The 20,149-nt window shown below is 40.0% G+C and carries 19 protein-coding genes; 12 read left to right on the forward strand and 7 right to left on the reverse strand.

Annotation, left to right across the window (positions count from 1 at the left end):
* Positions 1-261 precede the first annotated feature (261 nt).
* Positions 262-1,641, reverse strand: a complete 1,380-nt coding sequence (nhaC, locus tag A4245_RS18635) for a Na+/H+ antiporter NhaC (protein WP_067730712.1) — start codon at positions 1,639-1,641, stop codon at positions 262-264.
* A gap of 452 nt (positions 1,642-2,093) precedes the next feature.
* Here nhaC and A4245_RS18640 point away from each other — a divergent pair, with 452 nt between their 5' ends.
* Both A4245_RS18640 and A4245_RS18645 read left to right on the forward strand, forming a co-directional pair.
* Positions 2,094-2,777, forward strand: coding sequence for an AzlC family ABC transporter permease (locus A4245_RS18640; protein ID WP_407668400.1), 684 nt, complete (start codon positions 2,094-2,096; stop codon positions 2,775-2,777).
* Positions 2,774-3,067 (forward strand): AzlD domain-containing protein, encoded by a 294-nt coding sequence (locus A4245_RS18645; protein ID WP_067730716.1) that lies wholly within the window; start codon positions 2,774-2,776, stop codon positions 3,065-3,067. The genes A4245_RS18640 and A4245_RS18645 overlap by 4 nt, the downstream gene beginning before the upstream one ends.
* A 38-nt stretch (positions 3,068-3,105) precedes the next feature.
* Here A4245_RS18645 and A4245_RS18650 read toward each other — a convergent pair whose 3' ends face one another.
* Entirely contained in the window at positions 3,106-3,975 is an 870-nt protein-coding gene (locus tag A4245_RS18650; RefSeq protein ID WP_067730718.1) for a cation diffusion facilitator family transporter, read from the reverse strand.
* Between the two features lie 323 nt (positions 3,976-4,298).
* Here A4245_RS18650 and A4245_RS18655 point away from each other — a divergent pair, with 323 nt between their 5' ends.
* The 3 genes from A4245_RS18655 (at position 4,299) to A4245_RS18665 (ending at position 7,579) form a co-directional block, all read left to right on the forward strand.
* The gene (locus A4245_RS18655) at positions 4,299-4,532 is read left to right on the forward strand and encodes an IDEAL domain-containing protein (RefSeq protein WP_067730720.1); all 234 of its coding nucleotides are present in this window, start codon (positions 4,299-4,301) and stop codon (positions 4,530-4,532) included.
* Between the two features lie 82 nt (positions 4,533-4,614).
* Positions 4,615-6,102, forward strand: coding sequence for a methyl-accepting chemotaxis protein (locus A4245_RS18660; protein WP_067730722.1), 1,488 nt, complete (start codon positions 4,615-4,617; stop codon positions 6,100-6,102).
* 172 nt (positions 6,103-6,274) lie between these two features.
* Positions 6,275-7,579, forward strand: a complete 1,305-nt coding sequence (locus A4245_RS18665) for an MFS transporter (RefSeq protein ID WP_067730724.1) — start codon at positions 6,275-6,277, stop codon at positions 7,577-7,579.
* Positions 7,580-7,671: 92 nt separating this feature from the next.
* On the opposite strand, the gene A4245_RS18670 is transcribed toward A4245_RS18665, so the two are convergent.
* Positions 7,672-8,586, reverse strand: a complete 915-nt coding sequence (locus A4245_RS18670) for a zinc dependent phospholipase C family protein (RefSeq protein ID WP_067730726.1) — start codon at positions 8,584-8,586, stop codon at positions 7,672-7,674.
* A 308-nt stretch (positions 8,587-8,894) separates the two neighbouring features.
* Between A4245_RS18670 and fumC the strand changes: the two genes are divergently transcribed.
* Together fumC and A4245_RS18680 are read left to right on the forward strand one after the other, a co-directional pair.
* Positions 8,895-10,280: a class II fumarate hydratase gene (gene fumC, locus A4245_RS18675; RefSeq protein ID WP_067730728.1), complete on the forward strand. Its 1,386-nt coding sequence runs from the start codon at positions 8,895-8,897 to the stop codon at positions 10,278-10,280.
* A 141-nt stretch (positions 10,281-10,421) separates the two neighbouring features.
* Positions 10,422-10,622: an alpha/beta-type small acid-soluble spore protein gene (locus A4245_RS18680; protein WP_067730730.1), complete on the forward strand. Its 201-nt coding sequence runs from the start codon at positions 10,422-10,424 to the stop codon at positions 10,620-10,622.
* Between the two features lie 337 nt (positions 10,623-10,959).
* Here A4245_RS18680 and A4245_RS18690 read toward each other — a convergent pair whose 3' ends face one another.
* Together A4245_RS18690 and A4245_RS18695 are read right to left on the reverse strand one after the other, a co-directional pair.
* The gene (locus A4245_RS18690) at positions 10,960-12,060 is read right to left on the reverse strand and encodes an ABC transporter ATP-binding protein (RefSeq protein ID WP_067730734.1); all 1,101 of its coding nucleotides are present in this window, start codon (positions 12,058-12,060) and stop codon (positions 10,960-10,962) included.
* A 131-nt stretch (positions 12,061-12,191) separates the two neighbouring features.
* A complete protein-coding gene (locus A4245_RS18695) occupies positions 12,192-13,088 on the reverse strand; it encodes a PucR family transcriptional regulator (RefSeq protein WP_067730736.1) in 897 nt (298 codons plus the stop codon).
* Between the two features lie 153 nt (positions 13,089-13,241).
* On the opposite strand from A4245_RS18695, the gene A4245_RS18700 reads away from it, so the two are divergent.
* Positions 13,242-13,598 (forward strand): YlbF/YmcA family competence regulator, encoded by a 357-nt coding sequence (locus A4245_RS18700; protein ID WP_067730738.1) that lies wholly within the window; start codon positions 13,242-13,244, stop codon positions 13,596-13,598.
* Positions 13,599-14,125: 527 nt separating this feature from the next.
* On the opposite strand, the gene A4245_RS18705 is transcribed toward A4245_RS18700, so the two are convergent.
* Positions 14,126-14,311: a YhzD family protein gene (locus tag A4245_RS18705; protein ID WP_067730740.1), complete on the reverse strand. Its 186-nt coding sequence runs from the start codon at positions 14,309-14,311 to the stop codon at positions 14,126-14,128.
* 376 nt (positions 14,312-14,687) lie between these two features.
* Here A4245_RS18705 and A4245_RS18710 point away from each other — a divergent pair, with 376 nt between their 5' ends.
* From A4245_RS18710 to copZ, 3 genes are read left to right on the forward strand one after another with little or no spacing between them, the layout of a single operon-like run.
* On the forward strand, positions 14,688-14,990 hold the full coding sequence (locus tag A4245_RS18710) for a metal-sensing transcriptional repressor (RefSeq protein ID WP_067730742.1): 303 nt from the start codon (positions 14,688-14,690) through the stop codon (positions 14,988-14,990).
* A gap of 12 nt (positions 14,991-15,002) precedes the next feature.
* Positions 15,003-17,387, forward strand: coding sequence for a heavy metal translocating P-type ATPase (locus A4245_RS18715; RefSeq protein WP_067730745.1), 2,385 nt, complete (start codon positions 15,003-15,005; stop codon positions 17,385-17,387).
* A 35-nt stretch (positions 17,388-17,422) separates the two neighbouring features.
* Positions 17,423-17,629, forward strand: coding sequence for a copper chaperone CopZ (gene copZ / locus A4245_RS18720; RefSeq protein WP_067730747.1), 207 nt, complete (start codon positions 17,423-17,425; stop codon positions 17,627-17,629).
* Positions 17,630-17,710: 81 nt separating this feature from the next.
* Here copZ and A4245_RS18725 read toward each other — a convergent pair whose 3' ends face one another.
* Complete coding sequence (locus A4245_RS18725; RefSeq protein ID WP_067730749.1) at positions 17,711-18,052, reverse strand: CHY zinc finger protein; 342 nt, start codon at positions 18,050-18,052, stop codon at positions 17,711-17,713.
* Between the two features lie 207 nt (positions 18,053-18,259).
* On the opposite strand from A4245_RS18725, the gene A4245_RS18730 reads away from it, so the two are divergent.
* Positions 18,260-19,720, forward strand: a complete 1,461-nt coding sequence (locus tag A4245_RS18730; protein WP_067730751.1) for a potassium/proton antiporter — start codon at positions 18,260-18,262, stop codon at positions 19,718-19,720.
* The last annotated feature ends 429 nt before the right edge of the window (positions 19,721-20,149 follow it).

Here is a 20,149-nt window from a genome sequence, read left to right on the forward strand (position 1 = left end):
ATTATTCGTGCCAAAGTTCTAACACAAATAGAAGTTACGTCGCATTTTATATCAACTACGATAATAAAAGACTAAATTAACAAAAAGAGCCTAGGATATTGATGTATCCTAGACTGATCAAAGAGAACAGTTAATCCAAAGTCAACGTAAGCAGTGTATCTTCAGCCCTCCTTGCTACTGACAAGGATTATTTGTCAATTTCAATCTGCCAAAGTGGGTTAGTTATATAAAATAAAGAGAGACCACCAACGGTCTCTCTTTTCATTGTTTACGGATCTTTGCAGTTTTTGCTCCGAAAAGAATCGTAATGATTGGGCTAAGCAGACAGAAAAATGCGAATGGCAGATAGTCAAGGACAGGGACGCCTAATACGTTTGCGATAAATACTCCACACACACTCCACGGTACGAGCGGGTTTATGACTGTTCCTGCATCTTCAAGCGTTCTCGAAAGTGCCTTTTTGGTCAGGCCTGCTTTTTCATACATTCCTTTATAGGTTTCCCCTGTAAGCAATATGGAAAGATACTGTTCTCCAATTAATACATTCACACCGATTGCAGTCGCTGCTGTGGAGAGAATTATGGAACGGGCTTTCTGTAATTTTTCTTGTAAAGCTGTGAGCATACTAGGAAGAATGCCAGTTACGAATAACAATCCTCCAAAGCTTAAAGCGAGAATGACCAATGATATTGTAAACAGCATGCTGTTGATACCGCCTTTAGTCAGTAAGTCGTTAACAGGTTCAAAACCAGTCGAACCGGTATATCCATTAAACCAGATTGTCCATATTTCGGACCATGTCAGGTTGCCTGTAATGCTTGCAGATAATGTTGCTACGCTGCTGCTGGCCATTAATGCTATAAAAGCAGGGACTTTAAATACCGTACAGATGATCAGCACGATTAATGGTATCCAGGATGCCCAATGTATCATATTTGCAGACTGCAATGCTGTTTGGTACTCTTCCACACGGTTCAGGGAAGCCGAGCCAGAGTTTTCGGGAGATAAAATGACAAACAAAATAAATGAAATAATAAATGCAGGTATGGTTGTTAAACTAATATGTCTGATGTGCTCAAATAAATCCACACCGACAATTGTTGAAGCTAGATTGGTCGTATCGGATAACGGAGACATTTTATCTCCAAAAAAGGCACCGGAGACGATGGCACCTGCCGTTATAGCAAAAGATGCATCCATCGCACCAGCCATTCCGATAAACGCTACCCCAATCGTCGCAGTAGTTGTAAGAGAGCTGCCCAGCGCAACACCAATAATGGCTGTCACAGCAAATGCTATTCCATAGAACCATGTGGTTCCAATAACTGAAAAGCCAGTATCGATCAAGGCGGGAATTGTTCCGCTGATCATCCAGCTGCTTATAAGTATACCAATAAGGAAGAAAAGGAAAATCGCTCCCATTCCGGAGCTTGCTCCTGAAATCATTGCTTCCTGCAGTTGCCTAAACGGTATTCGTTTAAGTAAACCGTAAACAACCAAGGTAAAGATACCAAGTAGGATCGGTATATGGGGGGCAGTCCCCAGTCCAATTATAAAATAACTGATTAGACCGATGATGAAAATAAAAGATACAGCTGCTTCCATAATTGAAGGCTGATGTTTTGGTTTGATTGGAATCATGATGTTTTCCTCCTGCTAAAAATATAAAAGCCCCGCCCCTAAAAAATAGGGACGAAGCTTGGCTCCGCGTTACCACCCTGATTGGTGAAATTATTTTTCACCCTCTCATTGTAAAAAATCCATTTGCTGACTATTCACTATGACCGTACGAGCAATCAGTTATATAGGATCTGTAATTCAATTATTACCGGCCAAAGCTTGCAGCAACCGCTTTGTCTCTATTTTCTGCCAGAATATAATCTACTGTTAACCCTTGGATAAACGTTGTGATTTAATTATGATAATATTGACTATACATGGTCCAATCTTTGTTTGTCAATAGCATATCTTTTCCAACGAAATGGCTTCAATTTTACTGCTGATTCGGTTATAATATAAAGAATTTTATGAAGGGAGGATTGTCAGCAATTGTGACAGACAAGGGAGAAATAAATTCACCGAATTCTTTACATATGATCAGAAGAGGGTTACTTACCGGCTTTCCGATTATGCTTGGTTATTTACCTGTTGCCCTTACATATGGTGTGCTTGCAAAACAAGCAGGGATGTCACTAACGGAATTAACGCTCATGAGCATCATGGTGTTTGCCGGCGCAAGTCAGTTTATGGCCGTGAATATGATTGCAGTGGGAGCCGGTGCATTGGAAATCATTATCGCAACTTTTGTACTGAACTTTCGCCATTTTGTGATGAGTCTTTCCTTTATGAATCAACTAAGGGACTTCAGCTTACGATGGAGACTACCACTTTCTATGGGGCTTACTGATGAAACTTTTGCGGTATCAGCAGTAAATCCAAATGAATCGAAAATGGAAAAAGGCGCATTTTTCTATGGGGCCATCATTGTAATTGCCTATTTATCGTGGATTTTTGGATCTCTCCTCGGTGGCATTCTGGGCGATGTCATCCCTGAGAAATTAAGTCAAAGTATGGGCATTGCTTTATATGCGATGTTTATAGGTCTCCTCGTTCCCTCTATAAAAAAGGAAAAAAGGGTGGCACTCATTGCCATTGTTGCCATGCTGATCAATGCTTTATGTATTCAGATTGGAATGAGTACAGGCTGGGCCATTGTTGCGGGGACAATATTTGGGGGAATGAGTGGTATCTATTTGCTCAAGGAGGGCCGTAAATGATCTTTCTAATTATTATTGGTATGTCTTTGGTAACAATGCTTCCAAGAGTTATCCCAGCATTTATTGTTGAGAAGATGCAGTTCCGCCCATGGCTCAACAGGTGGCTGGGAGCGATACCGTATGCCGCACTGGGGGCACTGATCTTTCCTGGAATCTTGTCAGTCAATCCAGAGGAGCCGCATGTAGGAATGATTGGTGGATTAGTAGCCATTGGTTTAGCTTTTGCCGGATTAAATGTCGTGTTTGTCGTTATTGGCGCAATTATGACTGTATTTTTATTTTCTTTATAAAAAACAACAGGCCTGACGCGGTTTGTGCGTTAAGCCTGTTACTCTTCATATGGTTCAATATGAATATGTGCATGAGTAATATTATGCTTTAAATCAAGGTAATTTTCGATTCTTTCAGTTATTTTATGGCTCTCGGCAACATTCAGACTGGGTTCGACAAGTATGGTAATCTCAACTAATGCCTGATTTCCGTGAATCCTTCCCTTAACATCCACAACTTTTTTTACATCATCGTCCTTTGTAATACTTGTTTTTATATTTTCCAATTGTTCTTCATCAAAACCGTCTGTCAATGTGATAGTAGATTCTTTAAAAATATCCCAGGCGGTTTTGCAGATAATGATACCAACTACCAACCCAGCTAATGGGTCGAGCCAGAAAACTCCGAATTGCGCACCTATGATTCCGACAAATACTCCAATACTGACTAATGCATCTGAGCGATTGTCCTGTGCTGCTGCATTCAAGGAACTGCTTTTAATTTTTTGGGCAAGCTTAAAATTATAGCGGTAAACAAGTAACATAATTACAGCAGAACCAAGCGCTGTCCAGGCAGTAAGCATGTCTGGTTGAGTAACGCCGGCAACAAACAGCTTTTGAAAGGTATCAAAAATAACTTGTACCCCAATGAACATCATGATAAAGGCTGCAAACATGGAGGCGACTGTCTCCGCTCTGTAATGGCCATACCGGTGTATTTCATCAGGAGGTTTTCTCGATATTTTCAGTCCGATCAACACAGCAACAGATGCAACAACATCGGTTGTATTGTTTAAACCATCTGCTCTCAAAGCATCTGAATGACCTATTGCTGCAATGTAAAGCTTGGTGATGGCAAGCAAAATATATGCTCCAATACTGATCCAAGCTCCTTTTTCCCCTTTTTTCAGGTTTTCTGAATGACTCATTAAATTGCCTCCAAATTTATTGCTGAATGTTTTCTATGTCCTTATTAGAGGTTGTTCAAAAATGAAAGAAATTATAAGCGGTTAATTGTTCGCAAGACTAATGTGTTTTTCCATACCCAACATCTTAACTTTAATAGTGTATCAGAAGAGAATCGGATGGGTCTAGAGAAACATTAAAGGGCATGGTTATATGTCTTGGAACTTACTAAGTAAATTTCCCGGGGGAAAGAATATAACGAAACTAAACTTTTTATTAAAATTTTGTTGCAATTATTCTAAAAATTTAAGATAATAGTAAAAAGGAACAAAAGGGGGCGTGTTCCGTGAAAAAGGAAAAGATAGTTTACAGATTTTATCGTTATCAGGGTAAAGAGTGGAGAGCTAAACGTGAAATTCCTTATGAACTGAGACTTTTTGCACGCTTAATAATGGATGAACTTTGTTTTAACTGGAATAAGGCAAGATTAGAGGAAGAAATAAATATCTCCCTCGAAAATGGCCATAAAGACCAATTTATAAATTTAAGTGAAGAATTCAAACATTTTGTTTGGGAATAGCTTTTGTTCCTATGGCCTTACCTCCTGAGTGGTAAGGCCTTTTTATGGGGGATCACATTATACATAGTATGGAGGAAGCAGCATGGAAAAGACAAATACGTTAATACATAGACAGAACAACATAACTTTTTATATTTTATTATTTTCAATCTTACTTGGGGTCGGGGCAGAACTTATCGTGGGTGCTCCGCTTGAAAACATTGTGGCAATCGGGGCAGGAGGCATCCTTTGCTTGACGGTCGTAGGGATCTTCAACCATAAAGGAATATATTTAAAAGTAATTCCATATATCGTCATTACGGCGATTGCCGGGGTTGCATTAATGATTATCCTTAGCTCTGATTATGTTACAAATATGCTCTTTATGTTTTATCTGCTTGCAGTTGCTGCAATATCGTTATCAATGGCTGCCCTTATTACAGGCGGGATAGTAGGTCTTGGCCTGCTGATGTTCTTTGTTGTCGAAAAAGGCGAGGTCATCGGTTTTGATGGTCGTGCAACAGCAATTACACTTGTATTTTACCTTCTTGTTTTTATTGTGCTTGTCATCCAGGTGAAAATCGCGCGAATGCTGATCAGAAATGCTGAAAATGCATTGGAAGAAAGCGAATCTTTCTCTGAAATGCAGCAAACACAGTCTGCAATCGTACAAAAGGGTGCCCAAGAGGTTCGTTCCCAGATGAATATTCTCGAAAAAGACAGCCAATTGAATTTCCACTCTATGGCAGAAATGCGTGAAGCATTTACGGAAATTAATAGAGGCAGCCAATCTCAAGCTGAAGAAGCTGGGAAAATATCGTTGAGTACAGAACATACGAATAAATTACTGAATAAAATGATGGAATCTTTTACAAAGACTGTCGATGAAGGTGAACAATTAAAATCATTGTCCGAAAATGGCCATGAATCGATTGAAGACCTGTCAAGCACAATGGAAGGATTTCAGGATTCTTTTAATCAATTAATCAGCAATATGGAGAACCTCGTAACGAAAATCCAGGTTAATAACAATTTCACAGCACAAATACGGGACATCGCTACCCAAACTAACTTGCTTGCTTTAAATGCCAGTATTGAAGCAGCACGAGCTGGGGAGGCGGGGAAAGGGTTTTCTGTCGTTGCTGGGGAAGTGCGGAAACTGGCTGAAGTCTCTAATCAGACAGCCCAGCAAATAGAGGAAAATATGAACACCATTGAAGTGGGGGCTGTGGAAACCCAAAAAGAAGTAAATGATAATAAATCACAGCTTCTGCATAGTTCAGAGAGTCTGAAACTAGCTCAAATCAACTTTGAAAAAATAACTGCTCAATTAGACATTTTCATTCAATATTTAAATGATCTGAGGGAGCAGGCTGGAGACATACAAAGCTCCTCCGTGACGATTGATGATTCCGTTGACCAATTGGCGGCTATTATCGAAGAAACTACTGCGACAATAGAAGAACTTGAAGCAATTGTCGAAGATCAGGTTGGTCGTATGTCCAACTTGACAGCTGCAATTGAGGACACAAACCAAGCAGCAGCTGCACTTGAAGAAGTACCAACCACAAGAGAGGGAAAGGGGAAATAAGTTGTTGGCAAGTAAAAACAGCAATCGTTTTACATGGCAACTAAGACAATCGCCCAAAGGCTTAGGAATATGTCGATTTTAGAAAAAATTATATATTTTTTGTAAAATTTTTAATTTATCGAGCGCCTGGTGTTCCCTATTTGCTATGCTAATGGAAAGGGGGGAGATTACAATGGATAATAAAAAGAAAATACAACGAAGCTGGATGCTTTATGATTTTGGTAACTCTGCATTTGCTACAACGATTATGGCAGCCGTTCTTCCGGTTTACTATTCAAGTGTTGCCGCTTCAGGGCTTGAGGAAGGTTTGGCAACAAGTTACTGGGGGTATTCGCAATCGGTTTCCGTGCTGATTGTGGCATTTTTGGCACCAATTTTGGGTGCGATCAGCGATTTTTCTGCGTCAAAAAAGAAGTTCCTGCAATTTTTTGCGTTTATGGGTATTATAGCCAGTATTCTATTGTTTTTCGTTGGAGAAGGAGATTACATATTAGCTTCTGTATTATTTATTGTCGGATCAATCGGGTTTTCGGGGGCAAACATATTTTATGATGGTTTTCTTCCTGAAATAGCAGAAAAAGATGAGATGGATCGTGTGTCCTCTGGAGGATTCGCATATGGCTACATCGGCGGAGGAATATTGCTGTTAATAAACGTATTGATGATTTTGAATCCTGGCTGGTTTGGGCTTGCCGATACTGCAATGGCCAGTCGGGTTTCTTTTGCTTCTGTAGGTATTTGGTGGCTGATTTTCTCAATACCTTTAATAAAAAATATTAAAGAAGAAAAGAAAGTGCAAACGAAACGGGATAAATCTTATGTGGCAATCGGCTTTTCAAGGGTTGGCAACACTTTCAGGGAAATTAGGCAGTATAAACAGCTCCTTATTTTCCTTCTGGCATTCTGGCTTTACAATGATGGAATATCTACAATTATCCGGATGGCAACCGTTTATGGCAGCGAAATCGGGATCGCTCAAAATGATTTGATTGTTGCCTTGCTGATTACACAGTTTGTGGGGATTCCTTTTACGTTTTTCTTCGGCTGGCTTGCATCAGTCATTACTGCAAAAAAAGCATTAAATATAACGCTTTTCGTTTATCTCGGTATTGTCATCCTTGGATACTTTATGAATTCAGCTATACATTTTTATATTCTGGCTATCTGTGTCGGAATGGTACAGGGCGGTGCGCAATCATTGAGCAGGTCGATTTTCGGTCGAATGGTACCTGCCAATAAACATGCGGAATTCTTTGGCTTTTATGGTATTTCCTCCAAATTCGCAGCTGTTGTGGGACCATTCATGTTCGCTTTTATTGGTCAGATTACAGGGAACAGCAGATTTGGCATTATATCACTCGTTTTCTTTTTTATCATCGGTATCTTTATTTTAAGACTTGTTGATATTGATCAAGGGATCAGAGATGCAGAACGACTTACAGACCCTAAAGGAAAAGTGGAAGTAAAACCAAAATAGGCTGGCAAAAGCTGCGTCACACTTTATATCCGCTCCGAGCTATAAAAAAAGCATAGAGCAATAAAAAAAAACAGAGTGCAGACTCTGTTTTTTTATACGATCGGATCACTGTATTTATTGACGAGACCAAGTTTTAATGGTTTGCCGGTATCATATGAAATATGATCGATAAGTTCTGTCAGCCTCTGTCTGGAATGCTCGCTATTTTTTTCCCAATAATTTTTCAATTCAATAATGATATCGATGCATTCTCCCCTGGCTTTGCTGTATAGTTCAATAAAACTTTTATTGGATGGTTCATTTGTTGCGGGATGGTACCATGTTGTATGATTTAGATTCAAATAGTCAATATCATCCTTTATGGGTTGATGGGAAAAGGGTGAAATCATTGATCCGAAAAGAAGGTTTTTCCACCCACGAGGATCTGCCAGTATTTTAAGTGCAAGCATCATATCCTTATACGATCTTTGAATGTATTCCGGATTTGACTGTTTTAAATGCGGATAATATTTGTTTATCTTGTGATCGAGCAGTGCGGAAATTTCCGGGTTTAAAGTTTTACCCACATTAATTTCTTTATAGACCGGTGATTTCCACGTTTTCAGCTTGTGAAATTTTTCCATCATTACCGTATCAATTAAAATTTCAAGCTTTTGGTGGTTGTTGCCTTTATAGCCCGCACGGTAATGTATATATGGATGTGTATGCCGGTCCAATAGATGATGTGTGATAAATCCAGTCACATAGGCTTTCACTTCGCTGCATTGGTCCTTTGCACTTATAATAAGGTCCATCAAAAATTCACCGCATTGTTTTGTGTGCAGTTCCATTCCAATTTCATGTACCGGCTCTTCTTTAATCCATGGCCAGAAATTGTAATAAAAAAAGGGATCAGGACCCTGTGCCCCTAGTTTCATATAGGGTTCGTATTGTGAAAATGGATATGGCTGCTTTACAGCATCGATAACATCTTCACAGAACAGTAAATGTGTCCATATATTCGGCATATAGAGATCCTCCTCTAAACACGTATTGCAAAAAATCTATAGCTGCAAGAAAGACTTCTACTGTGTGAGTGGTTCTGCGTTGAATGGTCTTCCTCAATTTTAAAATCCTACGTTAGTATTATATCGAAAAAGGAATAATTTTTGGATAATATAGTAGTACAATTTTGTGTCAGTGTAAATTTATGGCATTTTTAGATCCTTAAGTCTTTTGGAAGATAAGTATTATAACTATTATTTTATTTGAAAAATTTGATACAATAGAAATGGTTTTAGCAATCATCATACATAACAAAGGGAGGAAAAACAAGATGGATTATCGTGTGGAAAGAGATACAATCGGGGAAATCAATGTACCAGCAGACAAATATTGGGGGGCACAAACACAGAGGAGTAAACAGAACTTCCCTATTGGCAACGAAAAAATGCCGCTTGAGATTATAAAAGCGTTTGCAATATTAAAAAGAAGTGCAGCAAAGGCTAATAAAGATTTAGGACTTCTGGAAAGTGAAAAAGCGGAGGCAATTTCTTATGCGGCAGATCAAGTCCTTGAGGATAAACTGAATGAACATTTTCCACTGGTTGTATGGCAGACAGGAAGCGGTACACAGTCAAATATGAACGTAAATGAAGTATTGGCTTTTGTCGGCAATAAGTGGCTTCAGGAAAAGGGGAGTGAATTAAGACTTCATCCGAATGATGATGTGAATAAATCCCAAAGTTCCAATGATACATATCCTACTGCAATGCACGTAGCGTCTGTAATTAAATTGGAGGATACTGTAATCCCTGCAGTTGAACAATTAAAAGCAACACTTAAAGAAAAACAGAATGCTTTTTCGGATATAGTAAAAATAGGGCGTACGCATTTACAGGATGCAACACCATTGACACTTGGCCAGGAAATCAGTGGATGGCATCGTATGCTGGAGAAATCTGAAATGATGATTAATGAAAGCACAAATCATTTAAGAGAATTGGCAATAGGTGGTACGGCTGTTGGAACTGGATTGAATGCACACCCGGAGTTTTCTGATCGTGTTTGTGCAGCAATCAGTGAGTATACAGGAAAAGAGTTTATCTCCGCACCGAATAAATTCCATGCTTTAACAAGTCACGATGAAACGGTTTATGCACATGGTGCTCTAAAGGCATTGGCAGCTGATATGATGAAGATTGCCAATGATGTCCGCTGGCTTGCAAGTGGACCACGTTGTGGAATTGGCGAACTTACAATTCCTGCGAATGAACCTGGAAGCTCCATTATGCCAGGTAAAGTAAATCCGACACAAAGTGAGGCAGTTACAATGGCGGCAGCGCAGGTTATGGGAAATGATGCGGCAATCGGGTTTGCAGCAAGTCAAGGGAATTTTGAGCTGAATGTCTTCAAACCGGTAATCGCATATAACTTCCTGCAGTCCAGTCAATTGCTGGCAGACAGCATCATTTCATTTGATGAACGCTGTGCGGTTGGTATCGAGCCAAATCATGAACAAATAGAAAAATATTTAAATGATTCCTTAATGCTTGTGACTGCATTGAATCCGCATATCGGATATGAAAATGCAGCCAAGATAGCTAAAAAAGCATTCAATGATAATTCCACATTGAAAGAAACGGCTGTGGAATTAGGATTGCTGACTGAAGAACAGTTTGATGAATACGTAAAACCAGAGGAGATGACATATCCAAAATAATCTCACAGAGACACGTTGCTGACACAACCAGCAACGTGTTTTTCCTTTAAGCGAGTTGGAAATTATCCTACAAATTACCAGCGATAACTAGTTATAAGTTTTTATGAAGTGCAGACAATAGAATTACAGGAGGTGATAAACATGGCTAACAACAACAATTCAAACCAATTACTTGTTCCTGGAGTACAGCAAGCTCTTGATCAAATGAAATTTGAAATCGCTCAAGAATTTGGAGTGAACCTTGGCGCTGATACTACTTCACGTGCGAATGGTTCTGTAGGTGGAGAAATCACTAAGCGTCTTGTTCAAACTGCTCAACAACAAATGAATGGAAACTTCTAAATAATATGGACGGAGGAGAGTCTTCAGGGGCTTTCCTCCCTTACATATATATTTAAAACCGCAAGACATCGAGTAGAGGAAATCCTGCTAAAGAGGTCCCACGTAAAAGTCGAGCAGGAATGGCGATATACTCTCTAATTAGAAATTCAAGGCATTTGCCTATGCCTCTGGGTGAATGCTTTCGTTGCACCTTATGCAGAAATCGTTTCAATTTGTCAGAAATCTTGGTTGTCACCATGCCTTTCGGTGACAGCCTTAGTTGCACCTTATGCAGGTTGGTATGTTTATACTTCCCTACTTGCAAAAAAAGAAGCGGAAAATCCGCTTCTCTTAACACTTATCTTATTCTAAGTTCGGTTTCTTTATCAAAAAAATGAACTTTATTCATGTCAAATGCAAGTTCGATATTGTCTCCGCCTTTAATATCAGTACGGGAATCAATCCTTGCAACAAAATCATGGGAACTGATTTTCGAATATAGAACAGATTCAGCCCCCATTAGTTCCGCTACTTCAATCAGAGCCGTTGTTTTGGATTCTGGAGCCGCTTCTATAAACACTAATTCGTCATGGATATCTTCTGGACGAATTCCCATAATTACTTCTTTATCTGTATAATTATGTTCTTTCAGCGCTTTTAACTTGCCCTCTGGAACTTTTAATTTCACCTGATCATCCATAACGAAATATCCATTTGATAATGTGCCTGTGAAGAAGTTCATGGAAGGGGAACCAATAAATCCACCGACAAACACATTTTCCGGGAGATCATACACATCTTTTGGTGCGCCTATCTGCTGAATGATTCCGTCCTTCATCACGACAAGACGTGTTGCCATCGTCATAGCTTCTGTTTGGTCATGCGTTACATAAATAGTAGTTGTTTGAAGACGACGGTGGAGCTTTTGAATCTCAGCACGCATTTGCACACGCAATTTAGCATCAAGATTGGATAAGGGCTCATCCATCAGAAATACTTTGGCGTCCCGTACGATAGCCCGTCCAAGTGCAACACGCTGGCGCTGACCGCCGGAAAGAGCTTTTGGCTTACGATCAAGGTATGCTTCCAGACCAAGGATTTTAGCCGCATTATTCACGCGCTTATCAATTTCATCTTTTTTAAATTTACGGAGCTTTAATCCAAATGCCATATTGTCATAAACATTCATGTGTGGATACAATGCGTAGTTTTGGAATACCATTGCGATATCACGGTCTTTCGGTGCGACGTCGTTCATCTTTTTATCATCGATGAAGAACTCACCATCCGTAATTTCTTCCAAACCTGCAATCATGCGTAACGTTGTAGATTTCCCACAACCTGATGGACCAACGAAAACGATGAATTCTTTATCCTTAATATGCAAATTAAAGTCATCTACAGCAATAACATTTTTATCATATGTTTTTTGAATATGTTCCAAACGTAATTCAGCCATTTCTTTTCCCTCCGTTATGTAAATTTTTTAGCAAGTAAGGCATTCGCCGAAAAGTTGGCGAATGCCAAGTTTTCTAATAACTCCAGTGTACAGAATTTATAAAGGGTGGGAAATGGCAACGGTGCACAAAGTTACGCTTCGTCTTTGTGCATGATTGCTAAAAGTGCTAGATAAACGGTGACTGCCTGATCAAACTGTCTAAGATCCACACCAGTTTTTTCCTGAAACTTGTCGATGCGGTATTGAAGGCTGTTCCGGTGCATGTATAATTTTTTTGCAGCGACCGAGATATTCAGGTTACAGTGAATAAATGTCCGGATCATTTGAAGAAAATCTTCATCGTTCCTGAATTCCTTCAAAACAAAAGTGCCTAATTGCTTCCTCTGGTCAGCAGCAGTATGTTCGACAAAAATGAACGGAATGGCATCCACATAGGTAATGACTGACTTGTCCGTATATGTAAAAGCATATGCGGCAGATTGGACAAGTGCTGAGTGATATTCACGCAACCCAGTAAACTGGTTTAGAAAAGGACCTACGATGAATTTGATTTTTACATAAAGATCACTCATTAGGGTGTCACTAATTTGAACATAGGAGATTTGCTCCGCTGAAAGGGCTTCCTTCTGTTGGATAATTATCCCTTCATGCTCATTCTCCCACAGTATCGATATCGGTCTCGAAAAGAATTCCTGGATAGTTGTTTTGAAAATAGCCGGTTCAATCTGGTTTTTGTTAAAATGGAAATAAACAAACCGAAAACCCTCATTTGGTTCCTCCGTGCTTGAAGAGGACTGGATTCTTTCTTTCCATATCAATTCCTGTTCTGTTGGTTTAGGAATATTTAAATTATAAGGAGTCAAAAAAGCGGATAGTATCGCAACATCCTTTTCACTCAATTCATTTTTGCATATGCCTGCAATCTGATTGGTCTCTGTGAGAAACCATTGATAGTTGTCCGGAATTTCAGGTAAATTTTCATCATAAATTAAAAAAGTGGAAAATACCTTTTTCAGCATTTTTTGCATGGTGAAAACTCCTTTTGGTCAGTCTCTTTTCAATTATAGCAGTTCCATCAAAACCGAAAAATGGTTTTCACTCATTTTGCCGATTTATCTCTGGGTATACATGTTTTACATGGTCTGTTATAGTAGCGTTAGTAATGTCAAGGAGGGAAACACATGCCTAATATTTATGATAGCGCATATGATTTGGAAAAAGCTATTCGTGAAAGCGAAGAATTTAAAAATCTGCAAACTGCATATGAAACGGTTATGAATGATCCAAGCGCCAAGCAAATGTTTGAAAATTTCCGTGATACGCAAATGGAGTTACAGGAAAAGCAAATGCAAGGGCTTGAAATTACCGAAGAAGAAGTCGAAAAAGCACGTGCTGTTGTTGAAGCAGTACAGGAACATCAGGATATTGCTAAATTGATGGAAGAGGAACAGCGTTTGAACCTTGTAATCAATGATATCAGCCGTATTATTACGAAGCCATTGGAAGAGCTTTACGGTAATCCTGAAGAGACTAACTAAAATTGTTACATAAGAAGCCCGCTGATGAATTCATCTGCGGGCTTTTTCTGAGGATAGGAAAGTATAAAATTTTGGCAGCAATTAATTCTTACACATAAACGGCCACGTCCAGCTACGGTTCCTAGAAACTCCCGTCATAAGCTAATGGACATTCCAAGCGCGAAAACCATGCGCTTTCCAGTCCCTTGCTTATGCGTGCGTTTCTGAACAGTCACCTTCGCTTTTGATCGCCCAGCTCCAACGCCCAGGGACTACCGAGACTTCCTTCGCCTCCGTACGATAAAGAAGACTTGCCGACTGGCTAAGACATGAGGCTTAGTCGCACTTATACCCTTGTGGTGAAAGTCAACATCGACTCTCTCCGTTCGTCGTGTTTCCTTTATCTCCTACGTAGGAATGTTCGACAAGTCGAACCACCCCACAGTTCGGGGCGCAGTCCGTACGTCCCTAAACGGGCGCTTGCGCTTTTGTTCTTTTATTTTTTCCATCAATATAGAGAGTAAGCCGTAAATTTCAGGAGGGGCAACTTATCTGTGAAACAAGACTAGTTTTGCTTCCGGGTTTACACAGCGGTGCGTGTGGTCTGTGTATCCTTTCTCATCAAGCCTGGCTTTTCCGACTTTTTTCGCTTCCTCGTCATTTGCAGCAGTAAATGACTCATCAAGAAGCTTTTCTCCTGACGGGTCGAATGCAGTCAATGCATATGTTTTCATTAAGATTATTCCTCCTTACATGAATGTAATCGCTTTAATTGGTTAATTTCATTATAGTAGAAATTCAACCACAAGGGAATATTAAGCTATAAATGTTTGGTATAAATTGATGACAGAGATGCCAATAAAAAGCACTTCATCAATTGTATGTGGACACCAAATGGTCTAAGATGCCAAAGAGAAGATCCACCTCATAAATAATCATGTATTTAATCCAAAAACGAAGTCGTATACACTTTTGGTTCGCAATCTATAGGTGAGCTAGACTTTCTGCCTTGTACTTAGGGGCCTTACCGGAGGCTTTCCAAGTTTTTTGTTTTGACAATTATACAATAGGGGGGTATAGTATAAATATAAACCAAAGGAAGTGATTGATATGGATGAATTTTTACATGATCACCCTACAATGCCTCGATCCAGGGATGAGAAAAAGGCTGTTGCTAACCGTTTGAAGCGGATTGAAGGGCAAGTTCGCGGTATTCAAAAGATGGTTGAAGAAGACCGTTATTGTGTAGATATTTTGGTGCAGATCAGTGCGATAAATGCAGCATTGAAAAAGGTTGGGTTTGAAGTAGCTGAACGACACGTCAAACATTGTGTCAGTGATGCTGTCAAGTCTGGTGAAGGTAATGATGCAATTGAGGAACTTATGGACGTCATGAAGCAGTTTTCCAAGTAAGGGGGGATAAAGATGAGTGCAGAAAAGCATACTACGATTGGTTTGACAGGAATGACCTGTGCAGCTTGTTCCAATCGAATTGAAAAAGTGCTGAATAGAATGGATGGTGTGGAAGCCCAGGTTAATTTGACAACCGAAAAGGCAACGCTTGATTATGATCCTGCTAAAGCTTCAATCGATGAAATTACCTCGAAAATTGAAAAAATCGGATATGGAGTTTTAAATGAAAAATTGGTGTTGGATGTGGGTGGAATGACTTGTGCCGCATGCTCGACAAGAATCGAAAAAGTTTTGAATAAACAGGACGGAGTTAAGCAGGCCACGGTTAATCTGGCAGCGGAAAGTGCATCCATTGAATATAATCCCGGCGTAATCGATGAAGCGTCGATTATCGGAAGAATTAAAAAAATAGGCTACGACGCAAAGCCAAAAATAGATAAAGAGGTAAAACAGACGCAGAAAGAAAAACAGCTCAAGAAAATGAAGGCGAAATTGATCATTTCGGCTGTGTTGTCTTTTCCGCTTCTATTGACAATGCTAGTCCATTTATTTGGTGTGCACATTCCGGATATTTTCATGAATCCTTGGTTCCAGTTCGTTCTTGCGACCCCCGTCCAGTTCATTATCGGCTGGCAGTTTTATGTTGGTGCATATAAGAATCTCCGGAATGGAGGAGCCAACATGGACGTACTTGTCGCGCTTGGTACCAGTGCTGCTTATTTCTACAGCCTTTTTGAGGCAATAAAAGCCACTGGAAATCCTGGCTATATGCCGCATCTCTATTTTGAAACAAGTGCCATTATTATTACGTTGATTTTATTCGGAAAGTATCTAGAAACAAGTGCAAAGAGTCGTACAACAGTTGCCATTTCCAAATTGCTTAATTTGCAGGCAAAACAGGCACGTGTTCTGCGTGATGGCCAAGAACGGATGATTCCGGTTGAAGAAGTTGTTGTTGGAGACCGTCTAATCGTTAAACCGGGTGAAAAAATACCTGTAGACGGTAAAATTGTGAAGGGCAGAACCTCTGTCGATGAATCGATGATAACTGGTGAGTCCATTCCAATTGAAAAAGAGGTAGATGCAGCCCTTATCGGGTCGACGATAAATAAAAACGGATCGATTGAAATGGAAGCAACAAAGGTAGGGAAAGACACGGCACTGGCTTCCATTGTTCAGGCAGTGGAAGATGCACAAGGTTCCAAAGCACCAATTCAAAGACTTGCCGATGTCATCTCCGGATATTTTGTGCCCATTGTTGTGGTGATTGCGATCCTAACGTTTGTTATATGGTTATCTTTCGTTCAGCCAGGTCAAGTCGAACCGGCTTTGATTGCTTCCATTGCAGTTCTGGTCATCGCATGTCCATGTGCTCTCGGTTTGGCTACACCAACATCAATAATGGTCGGAACGGGAAGGGCAGCTGAAAATGGGATATTATTTAAAGGTGGCGAACATTTAGAGCGTACCCATGCATTAGATGCTATTGTTTTGGATAAAACAGGGACGATTACAAAAGGGAAACCGGAAGTAACTGATTTTACAGGGGACAATGAAACCTTAGAATTACTCGCAAGTGCGGAAAAAGGTTCGGAACACCCGCTGGCAGAAGCAATTGTTGCCTATGCAACAGAGAAAGAAATCGAATTAGCTGATGTAGAAGCATTCACTGCCATACCTGGCCATGGTATTAAAGCAACGATTTTGGGGAATAGGATAATTGTCGGAAATCGAAAATTGATGGCCGATAATCAAGTTGATGTCCATGCAGTTGAAGAGAAATTAACAGACTTTGAAATAGCCGGAAAAACCGCTATGCTAATAGCTATTAATGGAACGTACCGTGGTACGATTGCCGTTGCGGATACGATTAAAGAAACTGCACCTGAAGCAATCAAGCAATTAAAAGAGCAAGGTCTGGAAGTAATTATGCTGACAGGTGATAATGAACGCACTGCAAAAGCAATTGCGGATCAGGTAGGGATAGATAAAGTAATTGCCCAGGTATTACCTGAAGGAAAGGCAGAGAAAGTAAAAGAAATACAGTTACAAGGTAAAAAGGTAGCAATGGTCGGTGATGGGGTTAATGATGCTCCGGCCCTGGCCACAGCCGATATTGGGATTGCAATTGGAACAGGAACTGAGGTGGCGATTGAGGCTGCAGATGTAACCATTCTCGGTGGGGAGCTATTACTCATTCCTAAAGCTATTAAAATTAGTCATGCTACAATTAAAAATATCCGTCAAAATCTGTTCTGGGCGTTCGGTTACAACACGGCCGGAATTCCAATTGCGGCCTTGGGACTGTTGGCGCCATGGATTGCCGGTGCTGCAATGGCATTAAGTTCTGTAAGTGTCGTTTCCAACTCACTTCGATTGAAGCGGGTTAAAATATAATGTTATAACTGACTTTGAAAGGGGGGTAGAACAACATGAAAACGACTTTAAATGTCCAAGGTATGACTTGCGGACACTGCAAAATGTCTGTAGAAGGTGCCCTTAATGAATTGGATGGTGTTACCAATGCTGAAGTGGATTTAGCTGCAGGTAAAGTAGAAGTAACGTATGATGAAGCACAAATTACTTCAGATGCTATGCGTGAAGCGGTTGAAGAACAGGGTTATGATGTTGTTGCTTAATAGAGCGTGTAAAAAAGCTGGTTCCCTAATGTGTCAGGGGAATCAGCTTTTGTTCATGCCGCTTTGTCCGTAAACCCCTCATTAAACCTGTCTTTGCTTTTCAAAATATAAATCATGATGAAATCTACACCCTGGATTAAATGCTTCCTGGCAAACAGGGCATTTAAAACTACTATTTAAGTACTGCTCAATTGTAAGTTCCTTTCCGCAAGCACCGCATAAAATAGCCGCTTCACTAAATTTGCTCTGCGGCCATACTACATCTTTGCTGCCACACCCTTCTTCCGCATGACACTTGAAGCAGGGGAAATATTCTCCGCAGCAATAAAATTTAATGGCAATCCGGTCATTTTCCTGATGGTAATGTTTACAGCGGGTCTCAGAGTCGATTGCACCTTTTACTTGGATACCATGAACAGACAATTGAAATCAGCTCCTATTCTTAATTTGTTAAATCTATCTTATCTCAAAACAGTCTATTATCCTACCAGGATCAAGAGATTGTCACTATATATTCATTTCACAGATTGAATTACGAAAACAGTATTGTTTGAGGAAAATGATATATTTCACTACAATAGATATAAACGTTAATATACACTTTAACTGATATGTCGGAAGGATGTTGTCATGGAAACTGGAGGAGCATTATTATTTCTACTCTCTATCATGTTGATTATTGGTGTGCTGGCTACGAAATTTTCTTCGCAACTGGGGCTTCCTGCTCTGATTCTCTTCTTGATCGGCGGTATGTTGCTAAATAATTTTATCTACTTTGAAAACGCACAATTAACACAATTAATTGGTACATTGGCATTAATAATTATTTTATTTGACGGTGGGACACAGACAAAATGGACCAGGATCAGGCCGATACTTGTTCCTGCAGGTACCCTGGCAACACTCGGTGTTCTAATTACTTCTTTTGTGGTCGGTATTGCTACAACCTACATACTTGGTTTTTCTTTATTGGAAGGACTTCTTTTGGGTGCAATCATCGGATCCACTGATGCAGCAGCCGTCTTCTCTGTGCTAGGAAGTAAAAACTATAATAAACGTCTTACTTCCACATTGGAAGCCGAATCTGGTTCCAATGATCCTATGGCTGTATTTCTGACTGTAACACTAATAGAATTAATTAAAATGCCGGAAATTTCTATCTGGCTGGCTATTTCTGACTTTTTCCTGCAAATGGGGCTGGGTCTCGTATTCGGGTTAGTTTTAGGTAAGATCACTGTAATGGTCATAAATAATATTAAATTGGATATTTCCGGACTCTATCCAGTGCTGGCGATGGGCTCTTCTATATTTACATACGCTGTTACTGACTATCTGGGTGGGAGTGGCCTGCTTGCAGTGTATGTGATGGCTTTATTCGTAGGAAACAGTGATTTGACACATCGCTTTGCAATTTTAAGATTTAATGAAGGATTTGCCTGGATGATGCAAATTGTCATGTTTACATTACTTGGCTTGCTGGCATTCCCTGAAGAATTGGTAGAAGTCTTCTGGGAAGGTATTCTAATAGCAATCATTTTAATGTTTATCGCCCGTCCAGTTGCTGTTTTTATCAGTATGCTGTTTATGAAGTATAACCTTAACCAAAAGCTATTCATTTCCTGGGCTGGTTTAAAGGGAGCGGTACCTATCGTTCTGGCAACCTATCCAATTTTGGCCGGGCTGGAAAACAGCAACCTGATTTTCAACACTGTATTCTTTGTTGTTTTAATATCTGCTTTGGTTCAGGGAGGCACCTTATCCTGGCTAGCTGAAAAGCTCGATTTAACAGAAGAGGATGATGATGGACAATCCAGTATTGAACTAATAAATTTGGGGAATTCTGATTCGGAAATTATGAAGGTAACCATACCAAAAAAATCTCCGGCAGTAGGTAAGTCTCTAATCGAAATAAGTTTACCGGATGACACACTCATCATTGGAATAACACGAAGCAAAAAATTGATGACTCCAACAGGAACATCTGTCATTAAAAAAGGGGATACATTGTTTGTGTTAAGTGATAAGGAAAAAAGAAAAAAGGCCAAATCAGTATTGTTGGGCAACACGAAAGAAAGGGAAACCGCTAAGTAATGGATGTGTTATGTTTCAACAAATTAGGTTTTCATCGCATTTGATATAAAATGCGAAGTAACATCAATGTTGAGTCTCTAACCTGGTAATGGAAGTAAGTTACTTCGGAAACCGCAGCCCGTATACACTTCGCGGGCGGCTGGTGAGCCCCTTCATGCTAGCGCATTTCAGTGTCTCACCTATGCCTTTCCTCCCGCTGGAGTCTACGTGTATACGGGCTGCTGATATGGAGTTTTTACAAAAAAGAATTCTACGCAAGAAAGATCAATACATTTCATTTACTTTCAGGGCATCAGGTATTTTTCTAACAAGAGATTTCTCAGTCATCATTAGCTGTAGCAAGTACAGTAAATGCCAGCAATCTTCTATCCAGCTCGGGGAAATACACTGCGCTTTCCACGGGCGGCTGGTGAGCCCCTTCATGCTACG

The organism is Oceanobacillus damuensis, from assembly GCF_001618145.1.
In the GTDB taxonomy this organism is placed as follows: Bacteria; Bacillota; Bacilli; order Bacillales; family Amphibacillaceae; genus Oceanobacillus; species Oceanobacillus damuensis.